The organism is Lacticaseibacillus nasuensis JCM 17158, assembly GCF_001434705.1.
GTDB classification, from domain to species: Bacteria; Bacillota; Bacilli; order Lactobacillales; family Lactobacillaceae; genus Lacticaseibacillus; species Lacticaseibacillus nasuensis.
In genome coordinates this window covers 66,504-90,871 of the sequence record NZ_AZDJ01000032.1, presented here as the reverse complement: position 1 = coordinate 90,871, position 24,368 = coordinate 66,504, and the positions used below count along the sequence as shown (strand labels likewise).

General features: G+C 53.8%; 28 protein-coding genes, 1 other RNA gene, 1 riboswitch and 1 other annotated feature. Of the genes, 26 read left to right on the top strand and 3 right to left on the bottom strand.

Features of this window, described 5'->3' with window-relative positions:
- The first annotated feature begins 1 nt into the window (after position 1).
- The 11 genes from FD02_RS09730 (at position 2) to FD02_RS09680 (ending at position 12,275) form a co-directional block, all read left to right on the top strand.
- On the top strand, positions 2–313 hold the full coding sequence (locus tag FD02_RS09730) for a PTS lactose/cellobiose transporter subunit IIA (RefSeq protein WP_054721482.1): 312 nt from the start codon (positions 2–4) through the stop codon (positions 311–313).
- The gene (locus tag FD02_RS09725) at positions 310–648 is read left to right on the top strand and encodes a PTS sugar transporter subunit IIB (protein WP_054721484.1); all 339 of its coding nucleotides are present in this window, start codon (positions 310–312) and stop codon (positions 646–648) included. The genes FD02_RS09730 and FD02_RS09725 overlap by 4 nt, the downstream gene beginning before the upstream one ends.
- Positions 648–1,877 carry a PTS transporter subunit EIIC gene (locus tag FD02_RS09720; RefSeq protein WP_054721486.1) on the top strand — a complete coding sequence of 410 codons (1,230 nt, stop codon included), beginning with the start codon at positions 648–650 and terminating at the stop codon, positions 1,875–1,877. The genes FD02_RS09725 and FD02_RS09720 overlap by 1 nt, the downstream gene beginning before the upstream one ends.
- Positions 1,878–1,885: 8 nt before the next feature.
- Positions 1,886–2,491, top strand: a complete 606-nt coding sequence (locus tag FD02_RS09715) for a YitT family protein (RefSeq protein WP_056952008.1) — start codon at positions 1,886–1,888, stop codon at positions 2,489–2,491.
- Between the two features lie 17 nt (positions 2,492–2,508).
- The gene (locus FD02_RS09710) at positions 2,509–5,586 is read left to right on the top strand and encodes an alpha-mannosidase (protein ID WP_202812903.1); all 3,078 of its coding nucleotides are present in this window, start codon (positions 2,509–2,511) and stop codon (positions 5,584–5,586) included.
- A gap of 2 nt (positions 5,587–5,588) precedes the next feature.
- A complete protein-coding gene (locus FD02_RS09705; RefSeq protein ID WP_235806711.1) occupies positions 5,589–6,611 on the top strand; it encodes a Gfo/Idh/MocA family oxidoreductase in 1,023 nt (340 codons plus the stop codon).
- A gap of 37 nt (positions 6,612–6,648) precedes the next feature.
- Entirely contained in the window at positions 6,649–7,806 is a 1,158-nt protein-coding gene (locus FD02_RS09700; RefSeq protein ID WP_056952006.1) for an MFS transporter, read from the top strand.
- A gap of 37 nt (positions 7,807–7,843) precedes the next feature.
- Positions 7,844–7,963, top strand: a sequence feature (ribosomal protein L10 leader region).
- Positions 7,964–7,998: 35 nt separating this feature from the next.
- A complete protein-coding gene (gene rplJ, locus FD02_RS09695) occupies positions 7,999–8,505 on the top strand; it encodes a 50S ribosomal protein L10 (RefSeq protein WP_054721492.1) in 507 nt (168 codons plus the stop codon).
- 37 nt (positions 8,506–8,542) lie between these two features.
- Complete coding sequence (gene rplL, locus FD02_RS09690) at positions 8,543–8,911, top strand: 50S ribosomal protein L7/L12 (protein WP_054721494.1); 369 nt, start codon at positions 8,543–8,545, stop codon at positions 8,909–8,911.
- Between the two features lie 149 nt (positions 8,912–9,060).
- Entirely contained in the window at positions 9,061–11,670 is a 2,610-nt protein-coding gene (gene mprF / locus FD02_RS09685) for a bifunctional lysylphosphatidylglycerol flippase/synthetase MprF (protein ID WP_056952004.1), read from the top strand.
- Between the two features lie 8 nt (positions 11,671–11,678).
- Entirely contained in the window at positions 11,679–12,275 is a 597-nt protein-coding gene (locus tag FD02_RS09680; protein WP_056952002.1) for a class I SAM-dependent methyltransferase, read from the top strand.
- A 64-nt stretch (positions 12,276–12,339) separates the two neighbouring features.
- On the opposite strand, the gene FD02_RS09675 is transcribed toward FD02_RS09680, so the two are convergent.
- Positions 12,340–13,170 carry a helix-turn-helix domain-containing protein gene (locus tag FD02_RS09675; RefSeq protein ID WP_056952000.1) on the bottom strand — a complete coding sequence of 277 codons (831 nt, stop codon included), beginning with the start codon at positions 13,168–13,170 and terminating at the stop codon, positions 12,340–12,342.
- A 65-nt stretch (positions 13,171–13,235) separates the two neighbouring features.
- Between FD02_RS09675 and tadA the strand changes: the two genes are divergently transcribed.
- The 12 genes from tadA to FD02_RS09620 all read left to right on the top strand — a co-directional run bounded on the left by tadA (position 13,236) and on the right by FD02_RS09620 (position 20,864).
- The gene (tadA, locus tag FD02_RS09670) at positions 13,236–13,739 is read left to right on the top strand and encodes a tRNA adenosine(34) deaminase TadA (protein WP_056951998.1); all 504 of its coding nucleotides are present in this window, start codon (positions 13,236–13,238) and stop codon (positions 13,737–13,739) included.
- Positions 13,740–13,755: 16 nt separating this feature from the next.
- Positions 13,756–13,842: signal recognition particle sRNA small type (gene ffs, locus FD02_RS11110), an RNA gene on the top strand.
- A 113-nt stretch (positions 13,843–13,955) separates the two neighbouring features.
- Positions 13,956–15,623 carry a DNA polymerase III subunit gamma/tau gene (gene dnaX, locus FD02_RS09665; protein ID WP_056952213.1) on the top strand — a complete coding sequence of 556 codons (1,668 nt, stop codon included), beginning with the start codon at positions 13,956–13,958 and terminating at the stop codon, positions 15,621–15,623.
- Between the two features lie 31 nt (positions 15,624–15,654).
- Complete coding sequence (locus tag FD02_RS09660) at positions 15,655–15,957, top strand: YbaB/EbfC family nucleoid-associated protein (RefSeq protein ID WP_054721533.1); 303 nt, start codon at positions 15,655–15,657, stop codon at positions 15,955–15,957.
- A gap of 17 nt (positions 15,958–15,974) precedes the next feature.
- Positions 15,975–16,574 (top strand): recombination mediator RecR, encoded by a 600-nt coding sequence (recR, locus tag FD02_RS09655; protein WP_054721500.1) that lies wholly within the window; start codon positions 15,975–15,977, stop codon positions 16,572–16,574.
- Positions 16,575–16,585: 11 nt separating this feature from the next.
- Positions 16,586–16,846, top strand: coding sequence for a YaaL family protein (locus tag FD02_RS09650; RefSeq protein WP_056951996.1), 261 nt, complete (start codon positions 16,586–16,588; stop codon positions 16,844–16,846).
- 108 nt (positions 16,847–16,954) lie between these two features.
- Positions 16,955–17,599 carry a dTMP kinase gene (gene tmk / locus FD02_RS09645; RefSeq protein ID WP_056951994.1) on the top strand — a complete coding sequence of 215 codons (645 nt, stop codon included), beginning with the start codon at positions 16,955–16,957 and terminating at the stop codon, positions 17,597–17,599.
- Positions 17,600–17,620: 21 nt separating this feature from the next.
- The gene (locus FD02_RS09640; RefSeq protein WP_054721504.1) at positions 17,621–17,950 is read left to right on the top strand and encodes a cyclic-di-AMP receptor; all 330 of its coding nucleotides are present in this window, start codon (positions 17,621–17,623) and stop codon (positions 17,948–17,950) included.
- Positions 17,950–18,921, top strand: coding sequence for a DNA polymerase III subunit delta' (gene holB, locus FD02_RS09635; RefSeq protein WP_056951992.1), 972 nt, complete (start codon positions 17,950–17,952; stop codon positions 18,919–18,921). The genes FD02_RS09640 and holB overlap by 1 nt, the downstream gene beginning before the upstream one ends.
- A 13-nt stretch (positions 18,922–18,934) precedes the next feature.
- Positions 18,935–19,273 (top strand): DNA replication initiation control protein YabA, encoded by a 339-nt coding sequence (locus tag FD02_RS09630; RefSeq protein ID WP_054721506.1) that lies wholly within the window; start codon positions 18,935–18,937, stop codon positions 19,271–19,273.
- Complete coding sequence (gene rsmI / locus FD02_RS09625) at positions 19,270–20,145, top strand: 16S rRNA (cytidine(1402)-2'-O)-methyltransferase (RefSeq protein ID WP_054721507.1); 876 nt, start codon at positions 19,270–19,272, stop codon at positions 20,143–20,145. Before FD02_RS09630 ends, rsmI begins: the two co-directional genes overlap by 4 nt.
- Positions 20,142–20,864 carry an acyl-[acyl-carrier-protein] thioesterase gene (locus tag FD02_RS09620; RefSeq protein WP_054721509.1) on the top strand — a complete coding sequence of 241 codons (723 nt, stop codon included), beginning with the start codon at positions 20,142–20,144 and terminating at the stop codon, positions 20,862–20,864. Before rsmI ends, FD02_RS09620 begins: the two co-directional genes overlap by 4 nt.
- Before the next feature lie 20 nt (positions 20,865–20,884).
- Here the strand turns inward: FD02_RS09620 and FD02_RS09615 are convergent, their stop codons facing one another.
- Together FD02_RS09615 and FD02_RS09610 are read right to left on the bottom strand one after the other, a co-directional pair.
- Positions 20,885–21,445: an LOG family protein gene (locus tag FD02_RS09615; RefSeq protein WP_056951991.1), complete on the bottom strand. Its 561-nt coding sequence runs from the start codon at positions 21,443–21,445 to the stop codon at positions 20,885–20,887.
- Positions 21,442–22,098 (bottom strand): endonuclease III domain-containing protein, encoded by a 657-nt coding sequence (locus tag FD02_RS09610; RefSeq protein ID WP_082603400.1) that lies wholly within the window; start codon positions 22,096–22,098, stop codon positions 21,442–21,444. The genes FD02_RS09615 and FD02_RS09610 overlap by 4 nt, the downstream gene beginning before the upstream one ends.
- Before the next feature lie 307 nt (positions 22,099–22,405).
- Positions 22,406–22,499, top strand: a riboswitch (THF riboswitch).
- 30 nt (positions 22,500–22,529) lie between these two features.
- On the opposite strand from FD02_RS09610, the gene FD02_RS09605 reads away from it, so the two are divergent.
- The 3 genes from FD02_RS09605 (at position 22,530) to rimI (ending at position 24,363) form a co-directional block, all read left to right on the top strand.
- On the top strand, positions 22,530–23,048 hold the full coding sequence (locus FD02_RS09605; RefSeq protein ID WP_054721513.1) for a folate family ECF transporter S component: 519 nt from the start codon (positions 22,530–22,532) through the stop codon (positions 23,046–23,048).
- 78 nt (positions 23,049–23,126) lie between these two features.
- The gene (gene tsaB / locus FD02_RS09600; RefSeq protein WP_056951989.1) at positions 23,127–23,849 is read left to right on the top strand and encodes a tRNA (adenosine(37)-N6)-threonylcarbamoyltransferase complex dimerization subunit type 1 TsaB; all 723 of its coding nucleotides are present in this window, start codon (positions 23,127–23,129) and stop codon (positions 23,847–23,849) included.
- Entirely contained in the window at positions 23,833–24,363 is a 531-nt protein-coding gene (rimI, locus tag FD02_RS09595) for a ribosomal protein S18-alanine N-acetyltransferase (protein WP_054721515.1), read from the top strand. Before tsaB ends, rimI begins: the two co-directional genes overlap by 17 nt.
- The last annotated feature ends 5 nt before the right edge of the window (positions 24,364–24,368 follow it).

Here is a 24,368-nt window from a genome sequence, read left to right as displayed (position 1 = left end):
GATGACCAGAGAAGAGATTTCATTCGAATTAATTGCCCAAGCTGGATCGGCATTTTCCCTCTTGGTTGAGGCCTTGGGCGATGCTCGCCAGCATGAGTTTATTGCTGTTGAGGAGAAACTGGCTCAAGCAGAAACAGTGATGAATAAGGCCCACAACGTCCAGACGGAGCTGATTACATCGCAGATGAACGGCGAGGATCAGTCCGTTGATGTCTTGCTGGCACATGCACAGGACACGCTGATGAACACAATATTAATGTTTACCATCACCAAAGAATTTATTCACCTGTATGAAGAGGAGGCAAAACAATGACAAGCATTGCGATTGGCTTGGCCTGTAATCTAGGGGCTTCTACCAGTATTCTCGTTGGGAAAATGAAACAAATTGTCGCCGGGAGTCAAAAACTGGCGACAACCGATGTGCGCATCGATGCCTTTTCAGCCAGCTGTATTGACCCTGAGCATAACCCGTATCAGGTGATTATGCTTGCGCCGCAGATTGCCCATCGCGAGGCAGAAATCAAACAAAAGCTGGCAACGCACCCCGTGCCAGTTACGGTCATTAATGCCACAGATTTCGGCACAATGAATGCAGCAAACATTTTAAAAACCGCATTACGAGAAATCAAGGCGGCGGAGGCAAAGTAGTGAGGGTGACGACACGGCTTCAAGAAATCGCAATTCGAATACAACCGCGACTACTAAGCTTCGCGGGACGATTAGAGGCGAACCCGATTGTCTCAGGGCTTAAGCAGGCCTTTAGCGAACTCAATCTGCTATTGCTGGGGCTATCAGCTATTCTAATGTTGCGAACCTTCAATCAATGGTGGGGCCATTTTTCCGGTTTAGCAACGGTCTCCACTCAGGCTGCAACTACCATCTTGAGCGTGATGAGTCTCTTGTTCGTCGTGTTGTTGACTCAGGCCTTGATGAATTCTCGACCCGATGGTGGTGCCATTACCGTGGTGAATGTGGCAGCTTATGCGATTGTTAACGCACGGCTTCAACAAGTTGGTTCAGGCAATCCCTTCATCCTCGCCTGTGTTATGACTGCTGTGACCGTAGGACTGTGGGCGCTGCTAACTTGGGGTCAAAAGAAGCTCGCACCGATTGATTCACAACTCGCAGCTTTACGTCACTTTCTTGCCGTCTGCGTCGTTGCTGGATACTTGTTGGGCTTGGCCTGGATGATGCAACGAATTCCTGTGATTGGCATGCAAACAGCATTGGGGTGGTTGACCATGGATCACCCATTTTGGGTATTCGTCTTGGTTTTCGTCGAAATGGGTCTGTGGTATATCGGCATTAACGGATACGGCGTGCTTGCTCCGGTGGTATTTTTATTTGCCTATCGCAACTTAACGGTCGATCTTGGTGCTATAGCTAGCAATCGAGCGCCTCAAGCTATTCTCACACCAAATTTTTGGGATTACTTTTTAAGTTTTAGCGGTGCTGGATTGGTTGGGGCACTAGTCATCTTATGTCTAGTCAATCCGAATCCAGATCTGAAAAGGCTTGGTCGAAGTAGCTTTAGCTCGATTCTGTTTTCTGTATCGGAGCCCATATTGTATGGCCTACCCATCACGATGAACCCATACCTTTTGGTGCCGTTTCTTTTTGGCACCCCACTGTTGGGAGTCGCTCAGTGGTTTGTCTTCAAGTTGGGCTGGGTAGCATTGCCGGCTTTTCATGTTGCAGATTTGCCACTGCCTTTTTCGGTGTTGTTGAGCACGCTTGACTGGCGGTCACTGGTATTGGCGGCGGTAACGATTGCAGTGGCTACTGCGATGTATGCGCCGGGACTGATTCGCTGGAGCAAGGTTCGGCCGGCTGATACGTCTGATGATGACTTTACCGATTTAGATGTTGATTTTTAGGAGGCGTCATGACGAAAAACACGTTACGGTCGTTATTGAAGGTGTTCTTAGGCAACGCCGTTTTAGGCTTTGCATACGCGAAACTTTTGGTACCACACACGATTATTAATGGTGGGGTAACGAGCCTTTCATTGGTGCTGAGCTACTTTATCCCGTTACGAATCACTTTTTTCACGAACTTCTTGACCGTCGTGTTGTTACTGATTGGCCTGGCTTTTCTTGGTCGATTGTTTTTCTTTACTTCTTTGGCGAGTTCCCTGGCCTATATCGTGTTCTTCAACTTGTTCTACAACCTTCACTTTTCGATTCTAACCTGGTTTCCCATCGACTTTGTGATCGCAGTGGTTCTGATAGCCTTCGGGTATTACTGTTGTTTGTCTGAAGATTCAAGCACTGCTGGGTTAGACGTGTTTGCCATCATCTGTCACAAGTATTGGCCGCAAATTCCAACTTCGCGATACCTGAGATATTTCAACATGCTCGTTTTAGTCGCCGGTTTTGTTTCGTATGGCTGGCGGTCAGTTCTGATTGGGATTCTATTTTCGGTATGTTTCACTCAACTTGTTGGTTGGCTCACTCATGAGCATCGAGAGCCAGTTACCGCCCGAAATTGAGATGAGGAGGAAAGGCAATGAGCATGTTTTATCTACGTGACAAGCTGACTGCTCGGGTCAAGGAACTTGCGAACTATCGGCTGACACTGGTGTGTCCTATTACTGGTTGGTTGTGGTTGGATGATCCAACTGGAGTGGAAAAATACCCACCGAGCGATTGGACTTTAGCCAGCAATTTTGCCGTTGGTGATGAATGGAAAGGGCGAGATCGTTACGCCTGGGTTAAAGCCACTATTGCTTTACCTGATCAGCCGGAACTATACGTAGTACTGGACTTTGGTAAAAGCGATGGCGGTTACCTCTCTGGTTTTGAGGGGCTGCTGTTCATTGATGGAGTAATTGTGCAAGGGGTGGATGGCAACCACATGGAGGTGAATCTGACCGCTTGGCGGGGGCGAACCGTGGTTGTGGCGGTCCGATTGTGGTCAGGAATTGAAGGCGGTGGGGTGCCGAAAGAGCTTCACCACCGGTTTCAGCAAGCCAGTTTGATGCAGCGCAATCCCGAATGCGATGATTTATATTACTTAAGCAATATGCTTGTGCAGACTTTGGCTGTTTTGCCAGAGTCTGATCCTACTCGTTATCCGCTTGCCCAAGCGCTAGACGATGCTTTTATGACGTTGGATTGGCGTGCTCCGGGTAGTCATGCGTTTTTTGCTAGTGTAGGACGAGCTGATCAGCAGTTAAACGATGCAATTGCGGCGATGCCCAAGCAGGCCCAAGTAACCATCACGGCAGTGGGGCATACTCACATTGACGTTGCCTGGTTGTGGCGACTCAAACATACGCGGGAAAAGGCGGCACGTTCTTTTGCTACTGTCCTTGAAATGATGAACGAGTATCCTGATTATGTGTTTATGCAGTCGCAACCACAACTATATCAGTATGTTAAAGAAGATTATCCTGAATTGTTCGCTCAAATCAAGCAACGAGTGGCGGAAGGACGCTGGGAAGCTGACGGGTCGATGTGGCTAGAAGCAGATTGCAATATTCCTTCAGGAGAGTCCCTCACTCGACAGATCTTAGCCGGTAGCCAATTCTTCTCAAAAGAATTTGGGGTGGCGGTCCATTATTTGTGGTTGCCAGACGTTTTTGGTTATTCATGGGCGTTGCCGCAGATCCTGACCAAGAGTGGCATCACAACCTTCATGACAACCAAAATTAGCTGGAATCAGTACAATCGGATGCCGCATGACACCTTTATCTGGAAAGGAATGGATGGCTCTGAAGTGTTAACGCACTTCATCACGACGCCAGATCCAGAGGATGATAGTGGGTTAGAGGCACAGTGGTATTACACGTATAATGGGATTTTGACCCCGGAAACAGTGCGAGGTATTTACGAAAGCTATCAGGACAAAGCCATTAATCACGAGCTGTTACTGGCATACGGGTATGGCGATGGTGGAGGCGGGGTTAACCGGGAGCAAATTGAAAACCGGCGGCGCCTCGACATGATCCCCGGTCTTCCTCGGGTGCAAACGGGTAAAGCAGGTGACTATTTTGCCCGTTTGCATGAAACCATTGAGAAAACAGAAGGGTACGTTCACACCTGGGACGGCGAGCTATATCTTGAGTATCATCGCGGTACATACACTGCGCAAGCATTTGCCAAGCGGTTAATGCGGAAAAATGAACTAGGGTTGCGCCGGATTGAACTCCTATATTCACTGGCTGCGATTGCAACAGGGACAGTTTATCCGCAGTTGGCACTGAATCGGTTGTGGCGAGTCCTATTACGAAACCAGTTTCACGATATTATTCCCGGCTCAGCTGCGCACGACGTATATGTCGATAATCGGACAGAAATGCTAGAAATCAAGAAGCAGTGTCAGCTTTTGCAAGCAACATTGGCTGACGCTGATGAGCAGTTGACAATCATCAATACTGCAGGCTGGGCCGTCACCCAATTAGTGACATTGCCTGCCGCTTCAGGTTATGCTACAGCGACTGATGTGGTACCAAGCTGTAGGGTGAAGGGGCAGACGTATGCCTTAGTCACTGTGCCCGCATTGGGACAGGTAGTTTTACATGAGATCCGAAATGCAATGACTGAAATGCCGTTAGCTGACGTGACGACTACTGGGCTGACGACTGCCCGATATATTTTGACGTGGAATTTAGCTGGTGAGTTAACGCGAATCTATCATCGACGCAGTGGACGCGAGGTCCTAAATGGCACCGGTAATACTTTACAGCTGTTTGAGGATAAACCAATAAATTATGACGCATGGAACATTGATATTTTTTATCAGCAAAAAATGCAGGTGTTACACGCCGATAGCATTCGAGTAGTAGCCAATACACCGTTGATGGTTGCCGTAGTGTTCACCTATACCTTTGGTCGGTCTCACCTCACCACTGAGATGCGGCTGTATTCTCACACCGATCGGATTGATTTTGTCACCAATGTTGACTGGCACGAGCGCCAGCAACTATTGAAAGTGAAGTTTGACGTGAATATCCGTGCTAATGAAGCGACTTACGATATTCAATATGGCAATGTGAAGCGTCCAACGAACTGGAATACCAGCTGGGAGTATGCCAAGTTTGAAGTAGTAGGTCATCAGTGGGCCGATCTTTCACAACACGATTTTGGTGTAAGTCTCATGAATGATTGTAAATATGGCTATGACATTAAGGATCACACGATGCGCTTAAGTTTGCTGACGAGTTCAATTGATCCTGATCCTACTGCCGATCAAGGTGAACAACACTTTACCTATAGTTTGTATCCTCATGAAGGGGATTTTGTCGCGGGTCAAACCGTCCAGGCTGCATGGGCACTGAATGAACCGTTGACCGTCATGCCTGGAAAACTTGATCTTCCTAATATTCAGCTCACCACGCCTGCCCCTGTAGCTATTGATGCGCTCAAGCGAGCTGAAGATGGGCGCGGTTGGATTTTGCGAGTGCATGATTACAGTGGGGGGACTACCCCGATTGGCCTTGATATTCCCGGCATTACCTTATGGGATGAGACAAACTTGATGGAAGTCGATGATGGTAAGTTGCATGATATGCCGCTCTCGGCTGTTTTGCAGCCATACGAAATTCGGACGTTTCGGCTTCAGGAAAACTCACGGAGGAATTGATGATGATAGAGCCTTTAGCCCTTGGCGTAATTGGGTTAGGTCGTGCAGGTATGATGCACTTAAAGAACCTGTTAAACGAACCTAGTGTTAAGGTTGTGGCTGTGGCGGATGCCAATTTGGCTCAGCTCTCCTTGCCAGAGCAATTGCAAGCAAAGGTATATGATGATGCCTCAGATTTATTGGCGAATCCGCAAGTTAAGGCAGTGTGTATCTTTGCGCCAACAAATGCTCACGAGGGCCTCGTGAGGGCCGCAGCAAATGCTGGGAAGCACATTTTTTGTGAAAAACCGCTAAGCATGGCAGCCGATGAAGCGGTGAGTCTGGAACTGTTGCGGACCGTGAAGCGGACTGGGGTGCAACTGCAGATTGGTTTTAATCGGAGATTTGATCCGCAGTTTCAGATGGTCCATGACCAAACTGCTAAGGCAGCCCCGGCTGAGCGGCAAGTCGTGAAAATTACATCCCGTGATCCAGATTTACTTCCTCACGCCTTGATTCAAAAAATCGGTGGTTTAGTGTTTGACTTTACTATGCATGATTTTGATATGGCCCGTTATCTGATGGGCAAAAATGTGATTCAGGTGTTTGCGACTGGAAGCACACTGATTGATCCGACATTGCGTGAGATTGATGATGTCGACACCTTGGCCACGGTTCTCACTTTTGAAGACGGGTCGCTGGCGGTCATTGATAACAGTCGGCGAGCGGTATATGGGTATGATCAGCGCGTAGAAGTGTTTGGAAGTTTTGGTATGGTTAAGGCTGAAAACACATCGGGGTATACCGTCGAAGCGTATACAGATACTGCAATCGAACTACCAAAACCTTATCCACACTTTTCGAGTCGATATCAGTCCGCCTATCAAGCTGAGTTACGTGCTTTTGCCCATGCGATTCAAGTAGAGGAGCAGGTCCCAGTATCGGGGATAGATGCTTTAATGGCCCAACGTGTAGCCATTGCTGCAATGACATCATTGCACACGCATTTACCAGTTGCGGTTGATCCTCAAGTTCCAGTTCTATAATTATTGTCGCCAACGTGTCTTTCAAGTCGAGGGTGCTATGCGGATCCGAACGCAGTTTTTTTTATTTTCCGTCTTGCAGTCATTAGTAATCTTTCAGTACGATCCATTGCTGATTGTCGGCCACGTCAACACGCATTTGCGGTTAGAACTACTGGCGGGAGTCCAATTATTGGTGGCTGCTTCACTGGTGATTTGCAGTCTAGTGATGGCGCGCCGGTTTCCACCCCAACAAGTTGTTCAGATTGGCTTGATTTTCCGCATCGTCGCAACAATTTGCCTTTTAACTGCAAAAGCACCTAGCTGGTTCATTGGCGGGTTTCTGTGCTACCAACTCGTGGCACTCGGCTTAGATACCTATTATGAAAGTAGTGTGATGACGTGGGCGACTCAGCACCAACGGTCATTTGGCCATTTTCGTTTGTTTGGTTCTTTAGGCTATGCAACGAGCGGTTTGTATGTAACTGGATTGCTGGCAGTTACCGGCTCGCTTCGCAGTCTGCTGTGGTTCATTCTTTGCGTAAATTTGGTGTTGCTAGTGTTAAGCTCAGGGCACTCTGAGTTGTTGGTGGTTACCCCTCGAGGAATTAATCATGGCCGAGAATCGCAAATGGTTTGGCAAAGTTGGGTGGTCTTAGCTCTGGGCACAGCGGTAATTACCTTACCCAACTCATTCGGTTATTTGCTGACAGCCTATCTTCGACAAGGATTTCATGCATCGCTACTGCAGGCTACAGCAATGGGCAGCGTTGCGTTACTCCTGGGATCTTGTGTGTCTGAGATGTTTGGCTTTTATATAGTTGAAGCCCTCATCATCCGTCTGGGTGCAACTCGCGTCATTTCGCTGGGAGTAGGCTTGGCAGTATGTCGTTGGTTCATAGCTGCAATTGCAACGAGTAGCAGACTGTTTTTAGCAACATATTTGCTGCACGGTGTCAGTTTTGCGTTTATCTATGTCGGAACGGTCAGCTGGCTGGTAAAGGTGACCGGGCGGGTCGCCGGCGAGCTGGCAACTCGCTTTGTATTGATTGCCAATATTATCGCGATTGGACTTGCAAGGCTGTATCCCATCATGCTTGCAAAATGGCCGATTCACACACTGTTTTGGGGATATTTAGGATTTTGCTTGATGACGCTTGGAACTTTCATGATTGTCTTGTACCGTGCACCATTGCAGCCTCTGAACTCAGATAAATGAGTTGACGCGCCCCTCATGCTCATGCTATGATACTCGCTGTGAGATTTTCACTCTGCCTAAGACTCAGGTGGCGCAAGCCTTAATATCCTGCCGAGGTGGTATCGGGTTTCGTAGATACCTCTGTGTCTTGGTAGACATGGAGTTTTTTTATACGAAAAAACTTCAACTTAACCGACAGGAGGTGAAAAACATATGAGTGAAACGATTATCGCTGCAAAAGCCAAAATCGTTGACGGCATCGTCGACCAGTTCAATGCTGCTAAAAGCGCCGTGGTGGTTAACTACCGCGGTTTGACGGTTGATGAAGTAACGGCACTGCGCAAGGAATTGCGTGATGCTGGCGTCAAGATGGAGGTCATCAAGAACACTTACCTGCGTCGGGCGGCTGACAAGACCGGCTATGAAGGTTTGGATGATGTCTTTACCGGCCCGACTGCCATCGCGTTTTCTGACGAAGACGTCGTTGCGCCTGCCCGCATCATGGCCAAGTTCGCCAAGCAATTTGACGCCTTGGAAATCAAGGGTGGCTTCATCGAAGGTAAGGTCGCTAGTCTCGACGAAATTACCGCTTTGGCGACGCTGCCAGACTTCGACGGCATGGTTTCCATGCTGTTGTCCGTTCTGCAGGCACCTGTCCGCAACCTCGCTTACGGCATCAAGGCCGTGGCCGACAGCAAGGACGAAGAACCCGCTGCTTAATGCATCTTAACTACACAATAAATTGGAGGATTTACTCATGGCTTTGAACACTGAAGAAATCATCGAGCAAATCAAGGGCGCTACGATCCTTGAATTGAACGATCTCGTTAAAGCAATCGAAGAAGAATTTGGCGTTACTGCGGCTGCTCCTGTTGCCGCTGCCGGTGCTGCTGGCGCCGATGACGCTGCTGCTAAGGATTCCTACACCGTTGAACTGACCGAAGTTGGCCAGGAAAAGGTTAAGGTTATCAAGGAAGTTCGGACCATCACTGGTTTGGGCTTGAAGGATGCCAAGGGTCTGGTTGACAACGCACCTTCCTCCATCAAGGAAGACGTTGCCGAAGACGAAGCCAACAAGCTCAAGGAACAGCTTGAAGCCGTTGGTGCTACGGTTACTTTGAAGTAATCAATTTCGAGTTTAGAACGCCTTGCGGTTGCCATTCGTGGTGGCTGCGAGGCGTTTTTGTGTGTCAGGGACTAACAGAACTGTCATGTCCAGTGCTTGGGGGTAATCGGCTGGTATAATAACCACAGGAGAAACTTGGAGGTAGATCTGTGGGTAAACGTATTTGGCATTGGTTTAATGCACACCTGACCCTGTTTAAAATTTTGTTTGTGAGCTCGGTGCTCGTCTTCGTTGTCATCGAACTGGGTCGAATTGCTAAGGACTTGAATGGAGCAGCGGTGCAGGCGGCGTTTGCCACGCAAAGTCCGTGGTCGCTGGTGGTGCTGGCAGTGGTGGGCATCTTGGCGGTGACGCCGATGCTAAATTACGATTTCACGATTACGGCCATGCTCCCAGGCGATTACAAGCCGGCTTATGTGGTGCGCTCCGGATGGATCGTTAACACCTTCACCAATATCGCCGGATTCGGTGGCTTGCTAGGCGCCTCGTTGCGAGCAAATTTCTACCACAAAGGTGCAACCCAAAAACAGGTTTTGTACGCAATTTCGAAAATTGCGTTATTTCTTCTGGCGGGGTTGTCGTTGTGGTCATTGATTGCCTTAATTATGATTTTTGGCGTTGGGATCGGAGCGATGTACAGCGGCTACTGGATCTGGCTCATCGGGGGGGCTGCTTATTTTCCTGGGCTGATGCTGGTCACTCACCTGACCAACGCTGCTTTTTTCGCTGACCTACCGCTGAAACGAGAGCTCCGGTTAACGTTGGGGTCATTCTTGGAGTGGGGGGCCGCCGCCTTCTTCTTCTTGCTCATCGGGCGGTTGCTGGGGGCGGATGCACAGTTGCTCCATCTCTTGCCGCTATTTTTCATTGCCAATGTCTTGGGCGTGATTTCAATGGTGCCAGGCGGCCTAGGCTCGTTCGATGTGTTCATGATCCTTGGGCTGAGTGCGGTCGGCGTTAACAATAACGTGGCTGTGGTGTGGCTCCTGTTTTATCGGCTGTTTTATTACGTCATTCCGTTTGCCATCGGCGCACTATTCTTTGCGCAAGACCTCGGCGTGCGCATTAATGCCCGCTTGGAAGGACTGCCACACCAGGTGCTCCAAAAAATTGCGCACGTGGCGCTCGTCGGGTTCATGTATTTCTGTGCGGTCATGCTATTGCTGCGTGGGGTGGTACCGGATGTCGCGATGGCCAATCGCGTGTATCAACACCTGTACCCTTTCACCTTTGTCTTCTTGAGTCGAGTGACTAACATCATCATGGCCTTTGTCATGTTGGGGTTTGCTCGAGGCGTGGCCAACCGGGTGAAAAAGGCATTTTGGCCGACCATCATTATTCTGGCGATGGCGACCGTCGCCTCGATTCGCCGGGAGTACAGTTTAAAATTTACAATTCTATTGGTCATCGTCATGGCATTGGCCCTGCTGGCCCGAGGCGAGTTAACCCGTCAGCGGATGGATTTTCCCTGGGGCAACCGACTAATTGACGCGGGAATTTTTGCCGTGACTGGATTGTTTTATGCCGTGGCGCTGTTTTACAATTTACCAAATATTCACCATCGTCACCCGATTCCCGATGTGTTCTTTTTTCCGTCTGAGCACATGTGGGTCGCAACTTTCGTCAGCGTCGTGGTGGCAGCCGTAACGCTACTGATTATTTACCGTTACCTGGCGAGCCCCTATGTGCCACTTGGCGAGCCTGTTGATGCGGCGCGTGTACAGGCGCTGGTTGACCGTTTCGGTGGCAACGCCGTCTCACATTTGGCGCTTTTACCTGACCGTGAGTTGCGGTTTTACCAAGTCGATGGCGAAGACAGCGTAATGTTTCAGTTTCGTAAAAAGGCCGACAAGCTGATTATCTTAGGTGAACCGGTTGGTGACGTGACAGCATTGATTCCTGCGATTCGCGACTTCATTCGCGCGGCCGATGCTCAGGATTTATCGTTAGTGTTTTACGAAATTAGCGAAACGCTGACGATGCAGTTGCATGAGTACGGGTTTGATTTCATGAAGTTCGGCGAGGAAGGCTACGTTGATGTTCAGAATTTCTCGCTGGCAGGGACCAAGCGCAAAGGGGAACGCGCGCTGATCCACAAATTCGAGCGCGAGGGCTACACTTATTCGTGGCTGAAGCCGCCGTTGACTGAGCAGACACTGCGGGAATTGCGGATGGTGTCGGATGACTGGTTGGCTGGGCGCCAGGAAGATGGATTCTCTTTGGGGTATTTTGATGACCACTACCTTAACCAGGCGCCCGTGGCTGTGATGCGCAACCATAACGGCACCATTGTTAGCTTTGCGTCAGCGATGCCGACCGGGACGGCGACGACCACCAGCATCGATTTGATGCGCTCGAGTACCGATGCGCCTTCTGGTATAATGGACGGGATGTTCGTGAACCTGTTCCAACAGGCCAAGGCGGATGGTTTTGCCACCTTTAACATGGGCATGGCGCCACTGGCCAACGTGGGGCGCAGCGACTATGCATTTTTGGAAGAAAAAATGGCCCACCTGGTGTATCAATACGGTTACCGCTTCTACGGATTTCAGGGGTTGCGATCGTACAAGGAAAAATACGTGACGCACTGGTTGCCGAAATACGTGGCTTACCGCAAGCGCAGTTCGCTGTTATTCACGTTGTTGCAGATCTTGTTGGTGGTCAACCAACGGCAACCCAGCGGTCCAGTTGCTTTTCTCCAAAAACGGCTGGTGGCGTTATCGAAGCTTGGGTATTGGCTAGGCGGTACAGATAAATAAGGAGAGACATGAATCACTATTACACGAATGATCCCACGCTGGCGCATGATGAGCACCAGTTCAGCTTTGACCTCGCAGGGGCGACACTACAATTCACTGCGGATAACGGGGTGTTTTCCAAGCGCACGATTGATTACGGCTCACGAGTCTTAATTGAAACGGTGGCGACGGCGGCCCCAACAGGTGACATTCTCGACGTTGGCTGTGGCTACGGCCCAATTGGCTTAGCGTTGGCTAAACGCTGGCCTGAGCGTCAGGTGACGATGAGTGATGTGAACGAGCGCGCGCTGGGTCTGGCCAAGCGCAACGCCGCCGCCAATGGAATTTCAAATGTGACCATTCTGGAATCTGCAGCATATGCCGCAATTTCCGACAAGTTTGGGGTGGTCGTGACGAATCCACCGGTGCGCGCGGGGAAGACGGTGGTGACCGAGATTATCACCGGCGCCAAAGCGCACCTGCTACCAGGGGGACAGTTGTTTGTTGTTTTGCAAAAAAAGCAAGGGGCCCCAAGCGCCTTACGATTAATGCAGGCAACCTATTCTGAAGCCAAAGTCATCAAAAAAGACCGCGGCTACTATATCTTGTGGGCACAGGCGGAGTAGTCGGATAATTGGCGCAAAAAAATGGGATTGTGGCTGAAGCAATGCGCTTCGGCCCAATCCCATTTTATTCGCCTTGTAACAGCAGGTAACACAGCACGAGGTCGTCCATGTTCTTTAAGGCGAAGCCGGTGCGTTGTTGGAATTTTTCGATGCGGTATTGTAAGGTGTTGCGGTGAAGGTACAAGGCCTTGGCGGTCGCAGTGAGATTGCCTTGATTATGGTACAAGGCGGTAATTACCGGCGCCATGTCGCTGGTGGAGCCGCGCAGAAGGCGGCGCAACGCGAGCAAAATGCGGCTGTGGCGGCGGGCTTCCTGCGTATAATACGCGAGCGCCGATTCCTGCAAGGTGCTGATGCGGGCGGTATTTCCCGCTGCCAGTTGCACCTCTTCTGCGTACATGGCTGGCAGGTCAGCATCGGTGGGCCAGCTCCGGCCAATATAGGCGCGGGTGCTCGTGTCAAAATCGCCATCCAAGGTATCGAGCATTCCGGCTAAATCGCTGCGATCAATGAGCAGTTCGCCGGCGGGTTCGACGATGGCGCCGCGATTGGTAGTGGCAAAAAAGCCGCTGACCGGGCCGGCGAACAAGCTGGTGAACGCCTCCAGCCATGTCTCGGGATCGCCGCCGGTTTGGGCAATCGTGGTGGTGAAGTGAATCAGGCGCACGGGGTCAGTGCTTGGTGCAGGCCCTTGGCCGAGCAAAAAGCGTGGCCAAGGGGCAGTCGGCGCTGGCGCCGGCTGCAAGGTGGCCACTAAGGCCCGCTCCCGGTTTGTGAGGCCGGTGTTGGCAATGGCGACGACCTGACCATCGACGGTGACGGGAATGCTATCGGCTGGAAACGGTGGTGTTTGATAGATGGTGAACAGCTGCTGCAATTGCGCTAAGTTTGTCACGCAGGTTGGCCTCCGGGTGAAGAATCGTTAAGATGATTGTAGCATGTTTTTTCTGAGGTGACAGAATGGACCGGGAGCAGATTGAAGACTACATGGGGCTAGCACTGGCGGAAGCCAGGGACGCGGCCGTGATTGGCGAGGTGCCGATTGGCGCGGTGGTGGTTCACGCTGGCCAAGTGATTGGCCGCGGGCACAATCTGCGCGAGCACGCCCAAGACAGCACGCTGCACGCCGAGATCATGGCGATTCAAGAGGCGTGTATGACGTTGCACACCTGGCGGCTAGAGGATTGTGATTTATTCGTGACTCTAGAGCCCTGCCCGATGTGTGCTGGCGCAATGATTAATAGCCGGTTACGCACCTGCTATTTTGGCGCCCCTGATCCAAAGGCTGGCATGGCGGGGACGCTGGGTAACCTGCTGACTGATGCTCGGTTTAACCACCAGGTGCAGGTGGTGGCAGGCGTTCGGCAGGACGAAGCAGCGGCACTGTTGCAGGATTTTTTCCGGGGAATCCGCGCCAAGCGCAAGGCAAACCGGGCTAGGCAAACGCCGCTAAAGCGGGTATAATATAAATTGCCGTAAGGCCTTGAGGCAATGGCGACCTTCTGAATCGTGTCAGGTCCGGAAGGAAGCAGCACTAAGGTTGGTTCACCATGTGCCTTAAGTTTATGAGCAATTAACGCCCATCCCTCGTGGATGGGCTTTTCTTTCGTCAGCTTGTCTGCGAGGAGCGGGCGAGATATGGTAAACTGGTTGGCAGACAGAAAGGGAACGGTGAGCGCGGTGAGTTATCAAGCCTTATATCGAGTCTGGCGGCCACAGACTTTTGCCGATGTGATCGGTCAAACGGCCATCACCCAAACGCTGAAAAACGCGTTAGTGAGTGGGCAAACGAGCCACGCCTATTTGTTTACCGGGCCACGAGGCACAGGGAAGACCAGCGTGGCGAAGATTTTGGCCAAAGCATTGAACTGTGAGCATCTGACGGATGGTGAGCCGGATAATACCTGTGCCAGTTGCGTGGCGATTAATGAAGGTAGCCTGACCGACGTCATCGAAATCGATGCTGCCAGCAACAATGGTGTCGATGAGATTCGCGACATTCGCGACAAGGCGAAGTACGCTCCGACGCAGGCCCGGGTGAAAGTCTATATCATCGACGAAGTGCACATGCTGTCCACCGGCGCCTTCAACGCCTTACTGAAAACTCTTGAGGAGCCACCGGCACACGTCGTCTTCATTCTCGCCACGACCGAGCCGCAAAAGATTCCGGCCACCATTCAAAGCCGCACCCAACGCTTTGATTTTCGGCGAATCACCAGCAGCGACCTCGAGGCGCGAATGCGCTACATCCTCGACGACAAAGGTATCACGTATGACGATGCGGCGTTGGCGGTGATTGCGCAGGCGGCTGAAGGCGGCATGCGTGATGCGCTATCTATTTTGGATCAAGTGTTGTCTTTTGGCGACAACCACGTCACCGTCGACAATGCGTTAGCCGTGACCGGCGGCGTGGCGGCAAGTGAACTCGGCGCGTTGCTGGCGGCGGTGACCGGTGGCGATACCGCCGGCGGGTTAACCGCAGTGGCGAAGTTGTTGGCCCTAGGCAAAGACGCCGGGCGGCTGATTGAAGACCTGATTGAATACCTCCGCGATTTGCTGGTGTACCAACAGGCGCCAGCGCTCGTCGCCGCCACCGATGCGGCGTTGCGGGATGAGCATTTCAAGCCGTTAGCCGAAACGTTGAGTGGTGACCGGATTTACCAGATGATTGCCGTGCTCAACGAAACTCAGCAGCAGCTCCGGTTGACCAACCACCCGGCGCTGTATCTACAGGTGGCCACCGTGCGCCTAGGGGCGACGAGCGCTTCTGCGCCAGCCGCTGAAGCAGCCGGCGCGGCCCCGGCTGAGCTGGCGCAACTGCAAGAGCAGGTGACTAAGTTGCAACAAACTGTCGCTAAGCTCCGAGACGGTCAGGCCGTGGCGCCGGTGGCCGTCACGCCGAAGCGCCCTAAGACGTCGCCGCAGGTCAATACCGCCAAACTGAATCCGATTCTGGCGGCTGCAACGAAGGCCGATCTTGCCGCAGTGCGTGACATTTGGCCGGATCTGTTGAGCATGTTGACCGTGACCAAGCGGGCGATGATGAAGATTTCCAACCCCGTAGCGGCCAGTCCCAGTGGGGTCATCGTCAGTTTTGACTACGATATTTTAGTTGAACGGGCGGAAAATGACACAGCGTTGATGACCGAGCTCGAGGCGGGGCTCACACGATTGATGGGCAAGGAACTGAGCATCGTCCTGGTGCAAAAAGATGCTTGGCCAAAGGTGCGCAAGGCTTACTTGGCCTCGCACGGTGCCCCGCAACCCACGGCAAAGCCCACAGCACCAAGCGTGGCAAAGCCGCTAACGGATTTGTTTGGGGACCAGGTAACAATCGAAGACAATTAGAAAAGGATGGATGACAATGGCAATGCGTGGCATGGGCAACATGGGCAATATGCAAGGCATGATGAAGCAAATGAAGAAGCTGCAAACGGAAATGACCGCGGCGCAGGACGAACTGAACCAAACTGAGTTCAGTGCGACCAGCGCCAGCGACATGGTAACGGTGACCTTCACCGGTGACCACCGGCTCAAGGATATCGCCATCAAGCCCGAGGCCATCGATCCTGATGACCCTGACATGTTGCAAGACCTGATTATCGAAGCCGTCAACGCCGGGTTGAAGGCGGTTGACGATGCCACCCAGGCGAAAATGGGCAAGTACACCCGCGGCCTGTAAGGCGGCAAGGAGACCATATGCAATATCCAGAACCAATTGCAAAACTGATTGATAGTTACATGAAACTCCCAGGAATTGGCAGCAAAACCGCTACTCGGCTCGCATTTTATACGATCGATATGCGGACGGATGACGTTGACGCCTTCGCCAAGAGTCTGGTAGCAGCCAAGCACGACCTGCACTATTGTTCAATTTGTGGGAACATTACCGACGACGATCCTTGCGAGATCTGTCGTGACTCCGGGCGCGACCAAGGCACGATTCTCGTGGTGGAGCAGCCTAAAGACGTGATGAGTATTGACCGAACCGGCGATTACCATGGCTTGTACCACGTCCTGCACGGTGTGTTGTCTCCTATCGATGGGCGGGGCCCAGACGACTTGAACATCGCCAGTTTGATCAAGCGGCTACAGGCCAATGCCACGGTGCATGAAGTCATCGTGGCGACCAATGCCACCCCTGAAGGCGAGGCCACGGCGCAATATTTGTCACGGTTGATCAAACCGGCTGGCATCAAGGTGACGAGGCTGGCGCACGGCTTGGCCGTGGGCAGCGACATCGAATACGCCGACGAAATGACCTTGTTGAAGGCCGTGGAGGGACGCACTGAACTGTAGGGAGGGACACCATGTTTGGGAAGCATAAAGCGGTGATTAAACCTAACGCCGATCGCGAGTTGTTGGCGACCGTGGCTCGGGTGCGGGAATCGCTGAACCGGACCCGCGAACTGGCCGCCACGTTTCGTGAGGCCGATCCCGCGGTGACTGCACAAATCTCGCTGCAAGGCGCATTATTCGATTTTTTGTACCGCGAAGCGCGGGTGCGTGCGGTCAGCGGCGATTTGGTGGCAGAACAAGCGGCGGTCAATCAATTGCGGCAAAATCGGTAGTCACGTCGGGGGAAGCCTCGGCGTTTGTTTGACTCGCGGTGGTTCGCGAGTGCAATTCTGCTTGAATTCAAGTAAACTGAAGTTAGTACGGTGAGAGGGAGTTGCGGTGTGGCAGGAACATTCATTACCTTTGAGGGGCCAGACGGGGCCGGTAAAACCAGTGTGTTAACGGCACTTATGCCCGAGTTGGCCCCACATTTGGCTCAAGCGGTGCGCCTGACTCGGGAACCTGGCGGCGCGGCGATTTCTGAGCAGATTCGCCAAGTCATTCTCGATCCGCAAAACGGCGCGATGGATGCGCGCACCGAGGCGCTGTTGTATGCCGCATCGCGCCGCCAGCACTTGGCCGAAGTTATTCAGCCGGCGCTAGCGCGAGGGGAGGTCGTGATTTGCGACCGTTTCGTGGATAGCTCTGTCGCCTACCAAGGCGCGGGGCGTGGCATTGGCGAAGAGGCGGTGCTGGCGATGAATCAATTCGCCACGGCTGGGCTGACCCCGGCGTTGACGTTGTACCTCGACGTTCCGTCGGCGGTGGGACTCGCGCGGATTCAGGCCCACCGTACCGGGCAATATGATCGGTTGGATCAAGAACAGCTGGCGTTTCATGAGCGGGTGCGCGCTGCGTACCTGCGCTTGGCTCAAGCACATCCCGACCGGATCGTCACCATTGATGCCACGCAGTCGATGACAACGGTTGTCGCGGCTTGTTTGGCTCAACTCCACCGATTTTTTGGTAGCACCTGGCAGGCTTAAGCGCAAAAGGAGGAAGTTCTTATGAAGTTGATTTTGGCAATCGTGCAGGATAAAGATAGCAGCTTGTTGAGCAGTGAATTCATCGATAACAACATTCGTGCCACGAAGTTGTCGACAACTGGGGGCTTCCTGAAGTCCGGGAACACGACCTTCCTCATCGGGATCGACGACGAGCGTGTACCAGAGGTGCTTCAGATCATCAAGGACACCTCACAGACGCGCGAACAGTTCATGACGCCACCGGTGAATCTCGACACCACGTCCGATTCGACGATGGCCTATCCGGTTGAGGTGCAAGTCGGCGGCGCCACGGTGTTCGTGCTGCCGGTTGACGCCTTTCATCGCTTCTGATGGCCGTGCCGATTACAACGCTGCAGCCGCAGCTGGTGCAGGCGTTTCAACACATTATTACCCACGGTCAGTTCAGCGCGGCTTACGTGTTTGCCGGGCCGGCGGGAACGGGGAAACAGGCGTTGGCGACGTGGATCGCCCAGCGCCTGTTTTGTCAAAATCTGCAGGATGGCGCACCGTGTGGCCATTGTCCAGAGTGCCAACGCATCTTAAGTGGTAATCACCCCGATGTGTTGACCCTGGCCACGACAACCCAGTCGATTAAAGTGGCAGACGTGCGGGCGTTGAAAGAAGAAATGAGCAAGTCCGGTGTGGAAGGGGCCAACCGGGTCTTTATCATTCCAGACGCGGACAAGATGACGCCAGGGGCCGCCAACAGCTTGTTGAAGTTTTACGAAGAGCCGGTGCCTGGGATGGTGATTATTCTGACCACAGCGGCGAAAAATCAGCTCCTGCCGACAATTCTGTCGCGCGCACAGGTGATTAATTTTCCGCAGCCGGCGCGCTCGGCGGTGATGGCCCAACTTGAAGCCGGCGGTGCCACCAAGGCTGACGCGGCACTGGTGGCACATCTGACCGCCGATGCGCAAGCAGGCAGTGAACTGCTTGCTACGGGCTTGTCGACCCAGCGCGAACGAGTGGTGCAGTGGCTAAGCAAGGTTGTTGCCCGCGACCCTGAAGCTTTTGTGTTGGTGCAAACCCAGCTGCTGCCAGTCGCCAAAACGCCAGTGGCGGCCAAGCAGATTGTCAGCTTAATCGCGTTAGCGTATGCCGATGCGTTGAACCGCCACTATGCAGTCACCGACGATCTCGCCTATGGTCAAGAGCCGGTGATTGGGCAGTTGGCGGAGCTGGCTGCTCGTCAGCTCACGGCGGGGCTCACGGCGGCACTACAAGCGCAGGTACGGCTCACGCAAAATGTGTCGTTTCAAGCAGCGGTTGGGGCGCTGGCAATTCAGTTAATCAGCTAAGAAAGGGACAATCGTGGAAAAGAAAGACTTATACGACGGGTTCGTGCAGGTGGAACAGGATTTACAGCGCACGATGACGGCCATGGCGCGCCTAAAGGCTGACATGACCAACGTGTTGGAGCAAAATGCGGAACTGGAAATCGAAAATAAGCATCTTCGCGAGCACCTACAGGAATTGCAAAACACGGACCATCATTCCACCGGTGCCGAGGAACTCTCAAAGTCCAAGGCCAATCTCCAGAAACTTTACGAAGAAGGCTTCCACGTTTGTTCCGTTATGTACGGTCAGCGGCGCATCGACGATGAATCCTGCGCCTTTTGCCTGGAAGTCATTTATGGTGAGCACCGGTGAGCGGGCGGCAGGCGAGCTTTGGCGCGCACGATACTGGCACGCTATACCTCGTGCCGACGCCGATTGGCAATCTAGGGGATATGACCAGCCGCGCCGTGGAAACGCTGCGCACAGTGGCCGTAATTGCCGCCGAGGACACGCGCAACACCCAGAAGTTGTTGAATCATTTCGATATTGCGACCAAGCAAATCAGTTTCCACGAGCATAACACGCAGGCACGGATTCCCGAACTCATCGCGAAGCTGCAGGCGGGTGAGGATATCGCGCAAGTCAGCGATGCCGGAATGCCGTCGATTTCCGATCCGGGCCACGAGCTGGTCAATGCAGCTATTGCGGCGGATATTCCCGTGGTGCCGTTGCCCGGGCCAAACGCGGGGCTCACCGCCTTGATTGCCTCGGGGTTGGTGCCGCAACCGTTCCTGTTCTACGGATTCTTACCGCGCAAGGCCAGCGAGCAACGAGCGGCTTTGACCGAGCTGGCGTGCCAGCAAGCGACGATGATTTTCTACGAGTCGCCGTATCGCGTCGTCAAGACCTTGGGCGCCATGCAAGCCGCATTCGGTGACCGGCAGGCGGTGGCTGCGCGCGAGCTCACAAAGCTGCACGAGGAGTTTTTGCGCGGTAGGCTTAGCGAGTTGCAAGCTATGTTAGCTGACACGGCGCGCGGCGAGTTTGTGGTGATGGTGGCCGGGGCGCCGGCAGCCACACCGCAACCGTCCACCGTACCGTTGGCAGAGCAGGTGGCGGCCCAAGTTGCCTCGGGCCTGACGCCGACTGCTGCAATCAAGGCGGTGGCCAAGGCCAATGGTGTGAAGAAGCAGGTGGTGTATGCCGATTATCACGGGCTGACACCCGCAAAGGAGTCACAATGAAGTACGAAGAAAATTATCAGATGCCATTTTTCCTAGCCACGCAAAAAGGCACCGCGAGCTTGGCCACCCTGGTGAACATGTTGTTGCTTGGCAGCGAGCATCAACTCGACGCCGTTGATGCTGGCATCGCCGCGCTGGGCAAAGAAGGTGCCGGCTGGGTCATCACCCAGTACCACCTCGACGTCACCCGCATGCCGAAAATGGAAGAGCAAGTCGTGCTGGGTACAGAGGCCGTCAGTTACAACAAGCTCATGACCTACCGGGACTACTGGCTACGCACGCCGGCCGGCGATGAGCTGGCGCGAATGAGTGGGGCCTGGGTGATGATGGACCTCGCCACTCGCAAGATTATTCCGATTAAACCGAATTTTGCCGAGAAAGTCGGTGCGGTGGCTGATTCTCATGTGCGTCGCTTTCCGCGCATCGGCAAGCTCAGTGCCGTGGATGCGGCGGCCGATTACCGGGTGCGCTATTTCGACATCGATGGCAACGGGCACGTGAACAACGTGCATTATTTCGAGTGGATGGAAGACGTGCTGGGTGGTGCGTGGCTAGCCAACCATGAATTGGCGACGATGGACATTAAATACGCCCGCGAAGTCGCCGCTGGCACCACACCGAGCTCACAGGTGCAAATTGCCGGCTTGACGACCCATCACCGGATTGTCACCGGAGACACCTTGAATGCCGAAGCAACCTTAACTTGGCGGCAACATTAGCGCGCAGCTTGCGCGCTTTTTTAATACCGGCGAATCTCTGGTGGGGTATAGTCACGCATGAAGGTGGCGATAGTGGCTAAATCGGCGCTGAAGCACAGTTTGGCGCGATCGGTGGCGGTAAGAAATCCTGCGCTCACCATTTGGTCGAACATCGCTGCTAACGGATCCCAGTAACCGGCGACGTTGTAGAAGGCGCAAGGACTGGCGTTGTCGCCGATGCGTGCCCAGGAAAACGCCGAACTGATTTCTTCCAGCGTTCCGGGACCACCAGGCAAGGCGATGCAGCCGCGGCTCAGCGCCAGCATCTGTTGCTTGCGCGTGGCCATGTCCGGCGTGATGGTGAGCTTGATGCCGGGTAAGGCCACGCCGCGTGCGAATAAGTTTTGGGGCAGGATGCCGATGACCGTGCCACCTGCGGCCAGGCACGCGGTGGCGACGGTGCCCATTAAGCCAAACCGCCCGCCGCCATACACCAAAGTGTGGTGGTGGGTGGCGAGCCACTGGCCAAGCGTGGTCGCGGCTTGCGTGAAGCGCTGATCGGTACCGCTGGCGGCACCACAAAAGACGGCAATGTGAGTCATAGATTTTCCTCCCAAGGGCCGGCCGGTAAGGTCAACTTGACATCCGCCAACGGACTTACGGCAAAGTCGGCGGCGGTTTTGACTGTTTTGCCGAAGTTATCGATGAGGCCATGCAGCTCCTGCGCCGCATGAAGCGGCCAGGCGTCCACGGCCTTAGTCTGGGCGCGCAACTTGGCGTAAGTCTCCGCCGGTTGGCCGAGCCAGGTAAACAGGCGACGACAGTAATGATCGGCGATAAACGTGGGTTGATCAAAGACGTATAGGCGCATGGCGTCAGCGGTTTCCGGACCGATTCCAGGCAGTGCCAGCAGTTCTTGGCGTAATTGGGCAGGTGGTAAGGCGGCAATCGCTGTGAGGTCGTCGTTGCGCGTTGCCAACCACTGTCCGAGCGCCAAAATTGCGCGGGCCTTATTGCGGTAAAAACCGCTGGGGCGAATCAAGGGTTGTAGTTGGGCCGTGCTTAACGCGAACAGTCGGCGAGGCGTGAAACCGGTGGCCGCTCGCAAATTGGCCAGGGAGGCGGCGACGTTGCGCCAGTTGGTGTTTTGCACGAGAATGGCCCCAACGAGAATCTCGGTGGGGCTGTCCGCCGGCCACCAACCGGACGGCCCGAGGATGGTAGCAAGACGGGATTCAAGTTGCGACAGCGTGATGGTCTGCATGATTTACCTCCACGTGTAGCTTACGCGCGTTTGGCGTGGCCGTCGAGAGGGGGTTGCGCGTTGTGCCCTGGTACAGCATAAAAAAATCCCACCGCATTGCGGTGGGGCATTAAGGGAACCTCAAACTGCGAGGTGGTTTGGTTACGATGGTTTAGTGTACGCGGGTTCTCTGAAAACAGCGGGGCAACCAACTAAGAAAGTTTAGAGAGATTCATGACAGAATCATGATGAAAACAGCCAGACCCGAACATTTACTTTTCCTGAAAACCAGGTATACTCCTTGTGTACCATCAAATTCAGAGGAGTAGGCCCCACCGCGTTAAGTGCTGACGGAACGGAATGTGAACGTCGGACGAAGACTCAGTCGCGATGGTGGGGCCGCATTCGCCTAACATAGGCGTCTCCCACTAGGAGGCAGCATCATGGTAAGTTTATCGTTTAGTAGTCCGCGGGTCACCACCCGCACCACCGTCGTCATGGCCATGCTCGTCGCAATGAGCGTGGTGCTGGAGCGGTTCAGTTTTGGCACCACCTGGTTGCAAATTGGCCCTGGTATTTTCGCCACGTTATTAATGGCGTATTACCTCGGACCGTGGTTGGGGGCTGTGGCCGCTGCCATCGCCGATCAGCTGTCGACCATCCTCAGCGGCGGACCGAATTTCCTTGGCTTCACGCTGAGCGCCGCGTTAGCTGTAATGATTTACGGCATCTTCCTGCATGAACAGCCGGTGACGGTGTGGCGGATCCTGTTGGCCACCATCTTGGTCGTCGGTATCGTCTACACCGTGCTCAACACGCTGTGGGTAGTGATGCTCGGGGCCAGCTGGAACACCATCTTGATTCCGCGGGCGATCAAGGAACTCGCGACCTTGCCGATTCAGGCTGGGCTCGCGTATGTCACGTTAAAGGCCGTCGCGCAAATCAAACCGCATTTAGCATAACTTCGGAGTCGTCGCAGGTTGCGGCGGCTTTTTCTTACTAAAAAACAATGGTAAACTGGACGTCTGGAGGATTAGGACATGCAACTATTGGCGTTAGACACATCCAATCAGGCGATGAGCGTTGCGGTGATGCAAGATACCACCGTGATTGCCGAAACCACCATCAATCATCGCAAAACGCATAGCGACCTGTTGATGCCAACGATTCAGCAGTTGCTCGCCGCCGCGGAATGGCAAGCGGCAGACCTCGACCGCGTTGTCGTGGCGGCGGGGCCGGGATCGTACACCGGGATTCGCATCGCCGTGACTACGGGCAAGATGCTGGCGTACACGCTTGGCATCGAGCTGGCGGCGGTGTCGAGCCTCGCCGTGTTGGCTGCCGGTGTCACGCACACGCATGCCATCATCGTGCCGTTAATGGACGCGCGCCGTCAAAATGTGTTTGCCGGTGGCTACCAGTGGCGCGATGGGGAGTTGTTACCCGTAATTGCCGACCGGCACCTAGCCGTGAGTCAATTGTTGGCCGAGCTCGCCTTGTTGCAGCAGCCGGTGGTGTTCACCGGGGTGGACACGCCAAAGTTTGCCGCGGCTTGCCGCCTGCAGCTCGGCGGCCAAGCAAGTTTTGCCGATCCGGTGTCCAGTTTGCCGCGGGCTGCTCGCCTGGGTTTGTTGGGGTTGCACGCGCCGCTGGCGGACGCCATGACCTTAACGCCACAGTACCTGCGGGTGACGGAAGCCGAGCGGCAGTGGCTGGCAACGCACGATGATACGGAGCATGAGCCTTATGTTGAGAAAGTTTAAATCTTGGTTTGAGGGCGAACCACCTGACACCTTGCGTTTCCCCATGCAGACGCTGACGATTCGCGACACGGTTTACCAGCTGCGGCGAATGGGGGAACCCGATGTCGATGGGGCGCTAGCAATCGAACGGGCGATTTATGCCGATACGCCATGGGACCGGGTGGCATTTTTAGCGGAATTGCGGAAGGTGCAGCACTCGCTGTACTTGGTGTTGACGCATGACGAGCACATTGTGGCTTTCATCGGCTGCTGGTTCACCAAAGCCGAGGCCCACGTCACCAACATTGCCGTGGCCCCGAGTTGGCAGCGGCGCGGCATTGGCCGCACGCTGATGCACACCATGATTGCGCAGGCCACCGCCATGGGGTGCGCGGCGATGACGCTAGAAGTGCGTACCGATAACGGCACCGCGCAGGCGTTGTATCATGCCTTGGGCTTCACCGACGGGCGTATTAAGCGAGGGTATTATGTGAGCGACCATGCCGACGCGATGGACATGCGCCTGGGGTTGTAGAAAGG

Excerpts from the sequence above, each read along its gene's own strand:
- FD02_RS09730 (WP_054721482.1), top strand. The coding sequence starts at position 2 with ATGACCAGAGAAGAGATTTCATTCGAATTAATTGCCCAAGCTGGATCG.
- FD02_RS09725 (WP_054721484.1), top strand. The coding sequence starts at position 310 with ATGACAAGCATTGCGATTGGCTTGGCCTGTAATCTAGGGGCTTCTACC.
- FD02_RS09715 (WP_056952008.1), top strand. The coding sequence starts at position 1,886 with ATGACGAAAAACACGTTACGGTCGTTATTGAAGGTGTTCTTAGGCAAC.
- FD02_RS09710 (WP_202812903.1), top strand. The coding sequence starts at position 2,509 with ATGAGCATGTTTTATCTACGTGACAAGCTGACTGCTCGGGTCAAGGAA.
- FD02_RS09705 (WP_235806711.1), top strand. The coding sequence starts at position 5,589 with ATGATAGAGCCTTTAGCCCTTGGCGTAATTGGGTTAGGTCGTGCAGGT.
- FD02_RS09700 (WP_056952006.1), top strand. The coding sequence starts at position 6,649 with ATGCGGATCCGAACGCAGTTTTTTTTATTTTCCGTCTTGCAGTCATTA.
- rplJ (WP_054721492.1), top strand. The coding sequence starts at position 7,999 with ATGAGTGAAACGATTATCGCTGCAAAAGCCAAAATCGTTGACGGCATC.
- rplL (WP_054721494.1), top strand. The coding sequence starts at position 8,543 with ATGGCTTTGAACACTGAAGAAATCATCGAGCAAATCAAGGGCGCTACG.
- FD02_RS09680 (WP_056952002.1), top strand. The coding sequence starts at position 11,679 with ATGAATCACTATTACACGAATGATCCCACGCTGGCGCATGATGAGCAC.
- tadA (WP_056951998.1), top strand. The coding sequence starts at position 13,236 with ATGGACCGGGAGCAGATTGAAGACTACATGGGGCTAGCACTGGCGGAA.
- FD02_RS09660 (WP_054721533.1), top strand. The coding sequence starts at position 15,655 with ATGGGCAACATGGGCAATATGCAAGGCATGATGAAGCAAATGAAGAAG.
- recR (WP_054721500.1), top strand. The coding sequence starts at position 15,975 with ATGCAATATCCAGAACCAATTGCAAAACTGATTGATAGTTACATGAAA.
- FD02_RS09650 (WP_056951996.1), top strand. The coding sequence starts at position 16,586 with ATGTTTGGGAAGCATAAAGCGGTGATTAAACCTAACGCCGATCGCGAG.
- FD02_RS09640 (WP_054721504.1), top strand. The coding sequence starts at position 17,621 with ATGAAGTTGATTTTGGCAATCGTGCAGGATAAAGATAGCAGCTTGTTG.
- holB (WP_056951992.1), top strand. The coding sequence starts at position 17,950 with ATGGCCGTGCCGATTACAACGCTGCAGCCGCAGCTGGTGCAGGCGTTT.
- FD02_RS09620 (WP_054721509.1), top strand. The coding sequence starts at position 20,142 with ATGAAGTACGAAGAAAATTATCAGATGCCATTTTTCCTAGCCACGCAA.
- FD02_RS09615 (WP_056951991.1), bottom strand. The coding sequence starts at position 21,445 with ATGACTCACATTGCCGTCTTTTGTGGTGCCGCCAGCGGTACCGATCAG.
- FD02_RS09605 (WP_054721513.1), top strand. The coding sequence starts at position 22,530 with ATGGTAAGTTTATCGTTTAGTAGTCCGCGGGTCACCACCCGCACCACC.
- tsaB (WP_056951989.1), top strand. The coding sequence starts at position 23,127 with ATGCAACTATTGGCGTTAGACACATCCAATCAGGCGATGAGCGTTGCG.
- rimI (WP_054721515.1), top strand. The coding sequence starts at position 23,833 with ATGTTGAGAAAGTTTAAATCTTGGTTTGAGGGCGAACCACCTGACACC.